The 12,648-nt window shown below is 57.5% G+C and carries 10 protein-coding genes; 7 read left to right on the forward strand and 3 right to left on the reverse strand.

Features of this window, described 5'->3' with window-relative positions; genetic code table 11:
- Window positions 1-412 precede the first annotated feature (412 nt).
- The 5 genes from MYY08_RS18815 to pckA all read left to right on the forward strand — a co-directional run bounded on the left by MYY08_RS18815 (window position 413) and on the right by pckA (window position 6,672).
- Window positions 413-2,551 (forward strand): intracellular growth attenuator family protein, encoded by a 2,139-nt coding sequence (locus MYY08_RS18815; protein WP_190296406.1) that lies wholly within the window; start codon window positions 413-415, stop codon window positions 2,549-2,551.
- Between the two features lie 53 nt (window positions 2,552-2,604).
- Window positions 2,605-3,285: a GMP/IMP nucleotidase gene (gene yrfG, locus MYY08_RS18820; RefSeq protein WP_038629702.1), complete on the forward strand. Its 681-nt coding sequence runs from the start codon at window positions 2,605-2,607 to the stop codon at window positions 3,283-3,285.
- Window positions 3,286-3,301: 16 nt separating this feature from the next.
- Complete coding sequence (gene hslR / locus MYY08_RS18825) at window positions 3,302-3,703, forward strand: ribosome-associated heat shock protein Hsp15 (RefSeq protein WP_038629701.1); 402 nt, start codon at window positions 3,302-3,304, stop codon at window positions 3,701-3,703.
- Window positions 3,704-3,729: 26 nt separating this feature from the next.
- Complete coding sequence (gene hslO, locus MYY08_RS18830; protein WP_038629700.1) at window positions 3,730-4,611, forward strand: Hsp33 family molecular chaperone HslO; 882 nt, start codon at window positions 3,730-3,732, stop codon at window positions 4,609-4,611.
- Between the two features lie 441 nt (window positions 4,612-5,052).
- Window positions 5,053-6,672: a phosphoenolpyruvate carboxykinase (ATP) gene (gene pckA / locus MYY08_RS18835; protein ID WP_288015497.1), complete on the forward strand. Its 1,620-nt coding sequence runs from the start codon at window positions 5,053-5,055 to the stop codon at window positions 6,670-6,672.
- A gap of 54 nt (window positions 6,673-6,726) precedes the next feature.
- On the opposite strand, the gene envZ is transcribed toward pckA, so the two are convergent.
- Together envZ and ompR are read right to left on the reverse strand one after the other, a co-directional pair.
- Window positions 6,727-8,091 carry a two-component system sensor histidine kinase EnvZ gene (gene envZ, locus MYY08_RS18840; RefSeq protein WP_038629698.1) on the reverse strand — a complete coding sequence of 455 codons (1,365 nt, stop codon included), beginning with the start codon at window positions 8,089-8,091 and terminating at the stop codon, window positions 6,727-6,729.
- Window positions 8,088-8,807 carry an osmolarity response regulator transcription factor OmpR gene (gene ompR / locus MYY08_RS18845; RefSeq protein ID WP_038629697.1) on the reverse strand — a complete coding sequence of 240 codons (720 nt, stop codon included), beginning with the start codon at window positions 8,805-8,807 and terminating at the stop codon, window positions 8,088-8,090. Before ompR ends, envZ begins: the two co-directional genes overlap by 4 nt.
- A 541-nt stretch (window positions 8,808-9,348) precedes the next feature.
- Between ompR and MYY08_RS18850 the strand changes: the two genes are divergently transcribed.
- Window positions 9,349-9,480 carry a hypothetical protein gene (locus MYY08_RS18850; protein WP_257152250.1) on the forward strand — a complete coding sequence of 44 codons (132 nt, stop codon included), beginning with the start codon at window positions 9,349-9,351 and terminating at the stop codon, window positions 9,478-9,480.
- Between the two features lie 146 nt (window positions 9,481-9,626).
- Here MYY08_RS18850 and greB read toward each other — a convergent pair whose 3' ends face one another.
- Window positions 9,627-10,121: a transcription elongation factor GreB gene (greB, locus tag MYY08_RS18855; protein ID WP_038629696.1), complete on the reverse strand. Its 495-nt coding sequence runs from the start codon at window positions 10,119-10,121 to the stop codon at window positions 9,627-9,629.
- Between the two features lie 198 nt (window positions 10,122-10,319).
- Between greB and MYY08_RS18860 the strand changes: the two genes are divergently transcribed.
- Window positions 10,320-12,644 (forward strand): Tex family protein, encoded by a 2,325-nt coding sequence (locus MYY08_RS18860; protein ID WP_038629695.1) that lies wholly within the window; start codon window positions 10,320-10,322, stop codon window positions 12,642-12,644.
- Window positions 12,645-12,648 lie beyond the last annotated feature (4 nt).

Genomic DNA, 12,648 nt, shown 5'->3' on the forward strand with positions numbered 1-12,648 from the left:
CATGGGGACCCCAGATAAAGCGCGGTTGATGATCGCCGGCCGGCCGTCGTCATGACATCAAGTTCGGCAAAAAGACATTGTGCGACAGGCATCACGGGAATCCAATCATCATATGGTTTAATTTACTTTTTTATAACAAATGCTTGTAGAGAACGCGGAAAAAAATTTATGCCAAAGTCAACACACCAGAAAGAAATAGGATAATGCCGATATTTTCCTGTACAGCTGACAGGTAATATTTCAATAAGGATTTCTGTCTGATAGTTCTAATTTTATGATTTTGTGCGCTATTTTAGTCATCAGGTTGGTTGCCACTACTGCCCAATCCCGCCAAAATTAGTACACTCCCTATAACATAGCCCGGAGCGAGCAAGAATAGTGACGGCAGCAGTTTGGCTGGAATGAGCATAGCATGAACACAATAATCATAATTCTGGGTGTAATGCTGACCTGCTCAATTATCGCAGGTGTCTGTTTTTGGTACGCTATGCGGCATCGTCCGCCTTTGGCGAAGCCGCTGCCATTTATCAGTCCGCCGCACCGTCATCTGACGGCGGAAGAGCGTGAAGCGGTAGAACGCTATCTCGATACGCTGGCAAAGAAGCAGCGCACTATCCAGCCCGGCGGCGCCAGCGCATCGCCGGAAATGCTGACGTTAAGTTCGCAAAGCAACAAAGTTTATCCCGTTACCCGCGCCATCACCCGTTACGGCCTCTCTACCGACGATCCGCAAAAGTGGCGTTACTATCTCGACGCGCTTGAGGTTCATCTGCCGCCGCTATGGGAACAGTATATCGCCGAAGAGAACTTCGTTGAGCTGATTAAAACCCATTCCATTCCGCTGGTGATTTCCCTCAACGGTCATTCGCTGGTCAACTACGCCGGCGAACAGAGCATGTTGCCGACGATGGTGCGTCCCAGCGCCACCAACGCCTCGATCCGCCAGGAGCAGAGCGAAAACGTCGAGCTGCTTCAGGTGCGTAAAGAGACGCCGGAGGAGCATCGCCTGTCGCGCAGCGACGGCACGCGTGAAGCGGCGGTTATCTGCTGCGGCCTGTTGCTGCTGCTGATCAGCCTGCTGACGCCGCTGATTTTTATGCCGTGGCTGGTGAGCGCCAGTCTGTCGATGATTCTGGTCAGCCTGTGGTTTATGTACCGCCGCCCCCGCGAGAATGATCTGCGCGAAATTCACTGTCTGCGCGGTGCGCCGAAGCGCTGGGGGTTGTTCAGCGAATCGAACCAGGGCCAGGTCAACAACATCTCTCTCGGCATTATCGATCTCATCTACCCGCCGCACTGGCAGCCCTACGTCACGCACGACCTGGGGCAAGTTATCGATGTGGATATCTATCTGAACCGCCAGGTGGTGCGTCAGGGTCGCTTCCTGTCGTTACAGGATGAGGTGCGTAATTTCCCCATTCAGCGCTGGAAAAAGAATATGGTGCTGGCGTGCGGCTCGCTGCTGGTGCTGGCGCTGCTGATCAGCTGGGTGCCGTTGACTATGCCGCTGAAGCTCAGCGTGGCGTGGCTCACCGGCACAGAACGCATTCAGGTCAATACGGTCGCCGAACTGGAAGACACTACCCTGCACGTCGGCGACAGCTTAAAAGTCAGCGGCACCGGCATGTGTTCAGTGCCCGCCAGCTACCAGAGCAACCGCAGCTATGCCTTTATGCCTTTCGACTGCTCGGCCATCTACTGGAATATGGCGTCGCCGCTGCCGCTGCCGCAGTCGGAAATCATCGATAAGGCCTCTGCCCTGCTCAATTTAACCAATCAACAGCTGCATCCGCAGAACGGCGCCGACAGCAAACTTAACCCGCAGCTGGCCACCGCGATCCAGAAATCGGGCATGATTCTGTTGGACGACTTCGCCGATCTGGTGCTGAAAACGCAGGATCTTTGCAGCCAGCCGCAGGATTGCGTGCGGCTGAAAAACGCGCTGGTCAACCTTGGCAACGCCAAGGACTGGGAAATGCTGGTGCAGCGCGCCGGATCGGGCTCTCTTAACGGCATGAACGTGCTGCTGCGCCCGGTCAGCGCCGAAGCGCTGGAAAACCTGGTCAATACCGCGACCTCCACCTTTTTCTATCGCGAAACGCATCGCGCGGCGGAAGCCTTGAACAGTCCGCCTCCCGGCGGTTTCCTGATTGTCAGTGACGAGGGGCGCCAGCTGGTGAACCATCCGCAGCCGACCGTCTCGCTGTTTGATTTCAACGCGCCGGATCAGTGGCAGGAGCTGCAACGTCTTGCGGGCATGCTGCTGCATACCCCGTTCAGCGCGGCGGGCATCATCACCAACATCCATACCGACGCCAACGGCACGCAGCATATCGCGCTGCACAGCGAGCCCGACATGCTGACGCTCTGGCGCTATCTGGCCACCTCGCTGCTGCTGCTGGCGCTCTGTCTGAGCGTGTTGATCAACGGCCTGCTGGCGCTGAAACGCATCCACCGCAACCGCAAGCGCATCGTGGAAATTCAGCACTATTACGACAAGTGCTTCAACCACACACTGTCGACGATGCCCGATATGCGCCCCTTATTCTGACTCTTTCTTAACTATGCTACCCTGTCGCCCGTTTTGATTTGCGCGGAGGCGGCATGGCGATTGAGGTGAACTGGCGCGAGATTGACACCGTGCTGCTGGATATGGACGGCACCCTGCTCGATCTGGCGTTCGACAGCCACTTCTGGCTGACGCTGGTGCCCCAGTCTTTCAGTCAAAAGCGGGGCATCTCGCTCTCTGAGGCGAACCGACTCATCACGGCGAAATACCAGGCGGTGCAGCATACGCTAAACTGGTATTGTCTGGATTACTGGAGCCGCGAGCTGGAGCTGGATATCCGCGCCATGACCTGGGAAATGCGCAGCCGGGCACAGTTGCGTGAAGACACCCTTCCCTTTTTGCAGGCCTTACGCGCCTGCGGCAAGCGCACCATTCTGCTTACCAACGCGCATCCCTGGAATCTGGAGGTAAAGCTGCGGCAGACCGGCCTGGGCCAGCACCTTGATTTATTGCTTTCGACCCATACATTTGGCTTTCCGAAAGAAGATCAGCGCTTATGGCAGGCCGTGCAGCACCATACCGGCTTCGACAATCACCGCACGCTGTTTATTGATGACAGCGAACCGGTGCTGGATGCGGCGAAGCGCTGGGGAATTGCCTGGTGCCTGGGCGTTGGCAATCCCGATTCCGGTATGCCGACCAAAACCTTCGCTCGCCATCAGAGCGTAAATGATTACCGAACCTTTCTCGGCGCGCTGGCGCTCCAGAGGCGGTAAATCGACGGGAGCAGTGATGAAAGAAAAATCCGCAGAAGGCGTCCGGCTCGACAAATGGCTCTGGGCCGCACGCTTTTACAAGACCCGCGCGCTGGCGCGTGAAATGATCGAGGGCGGCAAAGTGCACTACAACGGACAGCGCAGCAAACCCAGCAAGCTGGTGGAGCTGGATGCCGAACTGAAGCTCCGTCAGGGCAACGATGAGCGTACCGTGATCGTTCGCGCCGTTACCGATCAGCGTCGTCCCGCGGCGGAAGCGCAGCAGCTTTACAGCGAGACGCCGGAAAGCATGGAGAAACGGGAAAAGATGGCGCAGGCGCGCAAGATGAACGCGCTCACCATGCCGCATCCCGATCGTCGGCCGGATAAAAAAGAGCGCCGCGATCTGATGAAATTTAAATTTTCTGGCGACGAATAACGCGCCGCCAACACGAGAGAAAAACTATGTCCCATCAAGACCAAATGCATCGTTACCTGTTCGAGAATCACGCGGTTCGCGGCGAACTGGTTAATCTGTCCGAAACATGGCGGGAGATTATCTCCGGGCATGATTACCCGCAGCCGGTCCAGCAGCTGCTGGGCGAACTGCTGGTAGCCACCAGCCTGCTGACGGCCACGCTGAAATTCGAAGGCGATATCACCGTGCAGCTGCAGGGCGACGGCGCATTGACGCTGGCGGTGATCAACGGCAACAACCGTCAGGAAATGCGGGGCGTGGCACGCGTGCAGGGCGAGATCGCCGACGGCAGCACGTTGAAAGAGATGGTCGGCAACGGCTATCTGGTGATCACCATTTCGCCGGAAAAAGGCGAGCGCTATCAGGGCGTGGTCGGTCTGGAAGGCGATACGCTGGCCGCCTGCCTGGAAGATTACTTTATGCGTTCCGAGCAGTTGCCGACGCGTCTGTTTATCCGCACCGGCGAGCATGAAGGACAGGCGGGCGCGGCGGGCATCCTGCTGCAGGTGCTGCCGGCGCAGAACGCCGATCAGGAAGATTTCAACCACCTGGCGATGCTGACCGAAACCATCAAAACGGAAGAGCTGATCGGTCTGCCAGCGAATGATGTCCTGTGGCGTCTCTATAACCAGGAAGAGGTGACCATTTACGAACCGCAGAGCGTCAGCTTTAAATGCACCTGCTCGCGCGAACGCTGCGGCGAAGTGCTGCGCACTCTGCCGCAGGAGGAGGTCAACCAGATTCTGGAAGAAGATGGCCAGATCGATATGCACTGCGACTACTGCGGCAGCCATTATGTTTACGATGCGGTCGACATCGCGGCAATCCGCAACGACGCTGGCAACAGCAGCAGCGAGCAGATTCACTGATCGCTTAGCGGATGCGTTGTCTTCCTTGCAGATGGCGAAACGCCTGATGCGACGGTAAAACGGACGCACACATGATAAAAAGGCGACTTCGGTCGCTTTTTTGTTAACAAACGGCAATAGCGCGACGGGCCGCCAGCGGAAAATGAGATCGACTGGCCGTTGCGCTTAATACAGCAGAAAAGCCTGGCGGCCTGCGGAAAAAATAAAATGTTGTTTCATAATAACCGCGCAACAATCATAACTTTTCATCAGATTATGATGAATTTCTATAAAAAAACGTTTCGTCTCTCATTTCTGCCACTCTCTTCTTCCGCTGCATATTGACAGTAGTAGACTGCCGCAATTGTAAAGCTGCATGAATCGCTTCGTGCCGCTTTACGGCTCGTGGCAGCAAGTCCCCCCTACATTTGTTGCAGTACAAACCGATAAAGGAGCAGTAATATGCGCGCTAATGGCCTGACTCCCCAGGACCTCGTCGCTTATGGCATCACTGATACGGTTGAAGTCATCCATAATCCCGATTATGAAACTTTATTTAAGGAAGAAACCCTGCCCGGACTGTCAGGCTATGAGCGTGGCACGTTGACGCAATCCGGGGCGATCGCCGTGGATACCGGTATCTTCACCGGCCGTTCGCCAAAAGATAAATATATCGTGCGCGACGATACCACACGCGACACCCTGTGGTGGAACGATCAGGGCAAAGGCAAAAACGATAATCAGCCCCTGTCGCAGGAAACCTGGGAAGCGCTAAAGGGCTGCGTGACGCAGCAGCTCTCCGGCAAGCGCCTGTTTGTGATTGACGCCTGGTGCGGCGCCAACCCCGATACGCGCCTGAGCGTGCGCTTTATTACCGAAGTGGCCTGGCAGGCGCATTTCGTCAAAAATATGTTTATTCGCCCGGATGCGGAGAGCCTCGCCAGCTTCACGCCCGATTTTGTGGTGATGAACGGCGCAAAATGCACCAATCCCAACTGGCGGGAGCAGGGACTGCATTCAGAGAATTTCGTCGCCTTTAATCTCAGCGAGAATATGCAGCTGATCGGCGGCACCTGGTACGGCGGCGAAATGAAAAAAGGGCTGTTCGCAGTGATGAACTACCTGCTGCCGCTGAAAGGCATCGCCTCGATGCACTGCTCGGCCAACGTTGGCGAGCAAGGCGACGTGGCGGTCTTTTTCGGCCTCTCCGGCACCGGTAAAACGACCCTTTCTACCGATCCGAAACGCCAGCTGATCGGCGATGACGAACATGGCTGGGACGATGACGGCGTGTTCAACTTCGAAGGCGGCTGCTACGCGAAAACCATTAATCTGTCAGAGCAGGCGGAGCCGGAGATCTATCACGCCATCCGCCGCGACGCGCTGCTGGAAAACGTGGTGGTGCGCAGCGACGGCAGCATCGATTTTAACGACGGCAGCAAAACGGAAAACACCCGCGTCTCTTACCCGATCTATCATATCGATAATATCGTTAAGCCGGTTTCCAAAGCGGGACATGCGAAGAAAGTGATTTTCCTGACCGCCGATGCGTTCGGCGTGCTGCCGCCGGTATCCCGTCTCTCTTCCGATCAGACGCAGTATCACTTCCTTTCCGGTTTTACCGCTAAGCTGGCGGGCACCGAGCGCGGCGTCACCGCGCCGACGCCTACCTTCTCCGCCTGCTTCGGCGCCGCGTTCCTGACGCTGCATCCGACAAAGTATGCGGAAGTGCTGGTGAAACGGATGCAGGCGGCGGGCGCGGAAGCCTGGCTGGTGAATACCGGCTGGAACGGCACCGGCAAACGCATTTCGCTGAAGGACACGCGCGCTATCATCAACGCAATCCTGAGCGGCGAGTTGGACGGGGCGGAAACGCACACCCTGCCAATATTTAACCTGCAGTTCCCGTTAGCGGTGCCGGGCGTCGACAGCCACATTCTCGATCCGTGCAACACATGGGAAGATCCTTCTCAATGGGAAAGCCGCGCGCTCGATCTGGCGCATCGCTTTATCGCTAACTTTGAAAAGTATACCGATACGCCTGCGGGCGCCGCGCTGGTTTCCGCCGGCCCGCACATTTAAGCACCCTGCTGAAAACAAAAACCCCGCCGAACGGCGGGGTTTTTGTTTTGGGCCTTAGCTGACCACAGCAGGCGGCGAGCCGCTGGCGGCGGGCGGCGCGTCGCTTAAAGGCAGCCAGGCGCGTATGCGCAGGCCGCCGCGCTCGCTAACGCCGATATCCAGCGATCCCTGATGCGCATCGATAATACGCTGCACAATCGCCAGCCCCAGCCCTGTGCCGCTGGTGCTGCGCGCGCTGTCACCGCGCACAAACGGCTGAAACAGGTGCTTCAGCTGGTCCGGCTGAATGCCGGGGCCGTCATCCTCTACCTGAAACCAGGCGCGTTGCAACTCGCGGCCGCTGCTCACCTTAATCCAGCCGTTGCCGTAGCGCGCCGCGTTCACCACCATATTGGCCGCCGCGCGCTTGATGGAGAGCGGATTGATATCGAGCATCAGCTCTTCCGGCATGACCGCGTCTTCAATTTCCCGCTCATAGCCGCTTTCCGCCGCCACCACTTCATTGAGCACCGCGTTAAGATCGGCGCGTTCGGTCTGCATCTCCTGGCCGGTGCGCAGATAATCGATAAACTGCTCGATAATCGCGTTGCACTCTTCGATATCTTTGTTGATCGACTCGGCCAGATAGCCATCCTCTTCGCCCATCATCTCCGTCGCCAGACGAATGCGGGTCAGCGGCGTGCGCAGGTCGTGGCTGACGCCCGCCATCAGCAGCGTGCGATCGTCCGCCAGTTGTTTCACGCCCGACGCCATCTGGTTAAAGGCGCGCGTCACTGAGCGCACCTCCGAGGCGCCATATTCACGCAGCGGCGGCGGAATAATGCCTTTCCCCACCTGCAACGCCGCATGTTCCAGATCGACCAAAGGCCGGTTCTGAATGCGGATAAACAGCCAGGCGCCGCCGATCGCCAGCAGCATAATCGCCAGCGTATAGCGGAACAGCGGCGAGAAATCGCCCTGATGAATTTCCGTCAGCGGCACGCGCACCCAGATATCAGGCGATAGCCAGGTTTTCAGCCAGACCACCGGCGAATTTTTGTTGACCTCAACCCGCACGTCGGTCGGCCCGCCAAGCTGGCGCGCCATTTGATCGCTTAAAAACTGGTAATGCTGAGCCCAGCGTAATCCGCTCTCCTCCGCCGCCGCGTTGGTATAAAGAGAGATCCCCAGTTCGCGGTAGATTTCACGCCGGAACGCCGGCGGCACTTCGAGCTGCGTGCCGTCTTCCAGCTGGAGCCGGTCGGTCATCAACATGCGCACTTCATACGCCAGCACCTTATTGAACTGTTGCAGGCTGGGCAGAATGGCGAAGTTCAGCACCACCAGATAGGTGGTGACGAGGCTGACGAACAACAGCGTGACGATCAGCAGCAGCGTGCGCGCGAACGAACTGCGGGGAGAAAAGCGGAGTCGCTTCATGCTTTCGTGCCATCCGGGACGAAGACGTAGCCCAGGCCCCAAACGGTCTGGATATAGCGCGGATGGGCCGGATCTTCTTCCACCATGCGGCGCAGACGCGAGATCTGCACGTCAATGGAGCGCTCCATGGCGCTGTACTCACGGCCACGGGCGAGGTTCATCAGCTTATCGCGCGACAGCGGCTCGCGCGGATGACTTACCAGCGCTTTCAGCACCGCGAACTCGCCGCTGGTCAGCGGCATCGGCTCATCTTCGCGGAACATTTCGCGGGTGCCGAGATTCAGTTTAAATTTACCAAAGGCGATCACCGCCTCTTCCTGCGATGGCGCGCCCGGCAGCTCGTTAGCCTGACGACGCAGCACGGCGCGGATGCGCGCCAGCAGCTCGCGTGGGTTGAACGGCTTTGGAATATAGTCGTCCGCGCCGATCTCCAGACCGACGATGCGATCGACCTCTTCGCCTTTCGCCGTTACCATAATGATCGGCATCGGATTGCTCTGACTACGCAGGCGGCGGCAGATAGAAAGGCCATCTTCCCCTGGCAACATCAGATCAAGCACCATCAGGTGAAAGGATTCGCGGGTTAACAGGCGATCCATTTGCTCGGCGTTAGCCACGCTGCGCACCTGAAAACCCTGCTCGGTCAGATAACGTTCCAGCAGCGCGCGCAGGCGCATGTCATCATCGACGACCAGAATTTTGTAGTTCTCTTGCATTTCGATACTCCCAAAGGCGCTATTGCCCGAGCTGGTATTGTTAAAAAAGAAGCGTAACTGTGACAGCCATTATTGGTTTATATTCTAGCCGAAATTGTTACAAAGCATATTAAACAGCAGCTTATCGCGCGTTTAATTCACTTTTACGCTATCGAATTATCCGCAACGCTGCGATCCGTCTTTTCTGAAATCGTGCCGGAAACTCTACTTTCTACTGGCTCGAATCGCCTGTCGAAGATATTTACTTAAAGAAACAGTAAGTTAGCATGACGGCTACAACATCTCTGTCGGGATGCGCTTTAGCCTGTCTGTTTTCATCGTCAGATTAGCGCGCCCTGAGTCCAACTATTAGCAGAAAATCTGGCGTTTATTTATTTTCCGTTACGCTAAGCCAGGAAGAGTCGCAGAGAATAAACTGTAGATCCAGCAATAACTTAACTCATCGCGAAAGGTTAAAAAACAACGCTTTTCAGGCTCCGACGGCAAACCTATATTCATCCCGGCACGCTTTCTTCTCTTTATTAATTAGCCGGGAATCATCATGAACAAAATAATGCTCATCTGCTCACTGGCCTTATTCATCAGCGGTTATGTGATGGCCAATGAACCCGCCAGCGGCGAAGCGGCGGGCGCCCAGGCGATCACCACAACCACCAGCATCATTCCACATTAAACAACGCCTTTTCGCTAAGGCGGTATAACGATATCTGTGTCTGTCAAAACCCTTATTGCTGTCGTCTTTCGCCACCGGAGAATAAGCACGGCCCTGGCTTTATTTAAAAAGTCATTATTCTCCGCTTCTTTTTTCCTGCGCCGCCGTTAAGATTCGCCCTCGCTATCCTGACGATATTCAATGGCGTTCACAAACCAGATTTTCTCACCTTCCGGCGTGAGGACGCTTACCTCGTCGTCCACTTCCTTTTTAATCAGCGCGCGCGCCATCGGCGAATCGACAGAGATATAGTCTTTCGCATCGCCGTAAATCTCATCCGGCCCGACGATACGGAAGCGTTTAACGTCGCCCTGCTCGTTTTCCACCTCGACCCAGGCGCCGAAAAAGACCTTGCCCTCCTGCTGCGGAGAGTAATCGACAATTTTCAGCTCCGCCAGGCACTTGCGCAGGTAGCGCACCCGCCGGTCGATCTGACGCAGCAGACGCTTGTTGTAAGTGTAATCCGCGTTTTCCGAGCGGTCGCCCAGGCTGGCCGCCCAGGAGACGATTTTGGTGATCTCCGGGCGCTTCTCTTTCCACAGATAATCGTGTTCCGCTTTAAGCTTATTGTACCCTTCACGGGTGATCAGTTGAGTTTTCACACGGCAATCCTGTCTGCTTAACCTACGGTGGGGCGGTCGCCGCCGCCTCTTTGCGCTCATGGTACAACAACAGTCCCGGCAGAGGTAAACCGCGCTCGGAATATGGCTTAAAGCGCGCCGCATCGCTGGCAATTTCAGCCGTCAATCCGTATAACTGTCCCCTGTTTCTCACACTGTGCTAGCAAGATAGTTGAACCGATGATGAATGATTCGCTGAGCCGCATTATTGCGGGTGAACTTCAGGCGCGCGCTGAACAAGTTGACGCCGCGATCCGCCTGTTGGATGAAGGGAATACCGTGCCGTTTATCGCACGTTATCGTAAGGAAGTAACCGGCGGGCTTGATGATACCCAGCTGCGACAGCTGGAAACCCGTCTCGGTTATCTGCGCGAGCTGGAGGATCGTCGCCAGGCGATTCTGAAATCCGTTGCCGACCAGGGCAAACTCAGTGATGAACTCGCCGCCGCAATTAATGGCACTCTGAGTAAAACCGAACTCGAAGATCTCTACCTGCCCTATAAGCCGAAGCGCCGCACGCGCGGTCAGATCGCCATCGAGGCGGGTCTGGAGCCGCTGGCCGATTCGCTGTGGCAGGATCCTTCCCAGGAGCCGGAGCAGCTGGCCGCCCGCTTTGTCGACGCAGAGAAAGGCGTGGCTGACGTCAAAGCGGCGCTGGACGGCGCGCGCTACATCCTGATGGAGCGTTTTGCTGAAGACGCCGCTCTGCTGGCGAAAGTGCGCGACTACCTGTGGAAGAACGCGCATCTGGTTTCCCGCGTGGTAGAAGGCAAAGAAGAGGAAGGCGCCAAGTTCCGCGATTACTTCGACCATCACGAAGCACTTTCAACCGTGCCTTCGCACCGCGCGCTGGCGATGTTCCGCGGTCGCAACGAAGGCGTGCTGCAGCTGGCGCTCAACCCCGATCCGCAGTTTGACGAGCCGCCGCGCGAAAGCTACGGCGAACAGCTCATCGCCGAGCATCTGAACCTGCGGCTGAACAACGCGCCGGCGGACAGCTGGCGTAAAGCGGTTGTCAGCTGGACCTGGCGCATCAAGGTGCTGCTGCATCTGGAAACCGAGCTGATGGGCAGCGTGCGCGAGCGCGCGGAAGAAGAAGCGATCAATGTCTTCGCCCGCAACCTGCACGATCTGCTGATGGCGGCGCCGGCCGGCATGCGCGCCACTATGGGCCTCGATCCGGGCCTGCGCACCGGGGTGAAAGTGGCGGTGGTGGACGCGACCGGCAAACTGGTCGCTACCGATACCGTCTATCCGCATACCGGCCAGGCGGCGAAAGCGGCTGCGGCGGTCGCGGCCCTCTGCATTCGTCATCAGGTGGAACTGGTCGCGATCGGCAACGGCACCGCTTCGCGCGAAACGGAACGTTTCTTCCTCGACGTTCAGAAGCAGTTCCCGCAAATCACCGCGCAGAAAGTGGTGGTCAGCGAAGCGGGCGCGTCGGTCTACTCCGCTTCCGAACTGGCAGCGCAGGAGTTTCCCGATCTGGATGTGTCGCTGCGCGGCGCGGTCTCTATCGCTCGCCGCTTACAAGATCCGCTGGCGGAGCTGGTGAAGATCGATCCCAAATCGATCGGCGTCGGCCAGTATCAGCACGACGTCAGCCAGAGCATGCTGGCGAAAAAGCTGGATGCGGTGGTGGAAGACTGCGTGAACGCCGTGGGCGTCGATCTCAATACCGCCTCCGTGGCGCTGCTGACGCGCGTCGCCGGACTGACGCGTATGATGGCGCAGAATATCGTCAACTGGCGCGATGAAAATGGCCGGTTCCAGAACCGTCAGCAGCTGCTGAAGGTAAGCCGCCTCGGTCCGAAAGCTTTCGAGCAGTGCGCCGGCTTCCTGCGCATCAACCATGGCGACAACCCGCTGGACGCCTCAACCGTTCACCCGGAAGCTTATCCGGTGGTGGAGCGCATTCTGGAGGCGACCCGCCAGTCGCTGCGCGATCTGATGGGCAACCCCAGCGAGCTGCGCAACCTCAAAGCGGTGGACTTCACCACCGAGCGTTTCGGCGTGCCGACGGTGAGCGATATCCTGAAAGAGCTGGAGAAGCCGGGTCGCGATCCGCGTCCTGAATTCAAAACCGCGCAGTTTGCGGAAGGCGTGGAAACCATGAACGACCTGCTGCCGGGCATGGTGCTGGAAGGGGCGGTCACTAACGTCACTAACTTCGGCGCCTTTGTCGATATCGGCGTACATCAGGATGGCCTGGTGCATATTTCCTCGCTCTCCGATAAGTTCGTCGAAGATCCGCACACGGTGGTCAAAGCGGGCGATATCGTCAAGGTGAAGGTGCTGGACGTTGACCTGCAACGTAAGCGCATCGCGTTAACCATGCGTCTGGACGAGCAGCCGGGCGAAAGCGCCTCGCGCGCCGCGCCGCGCGCGCAGGGCCGTGAGAATGGCCGTCCGGCCGCGAAGCCGCGTCAGCGCGCTGCCGCCTCCACGCCGGGCAACAGCGCCATGGGCGACGCGCTGGCGGCCGCCTTCGGCAAGAAACGCTAAAACG

This window comes from Mixta sp., assembly GCF_024610815.1.
In the GTDB taxonomy this organism is placed as follows: Bacteria; Pseudomonadota; Gammaproteobacteria; order Enterobacterales; family Enterobacteriaceae; genus Mixta; species Mixta calida.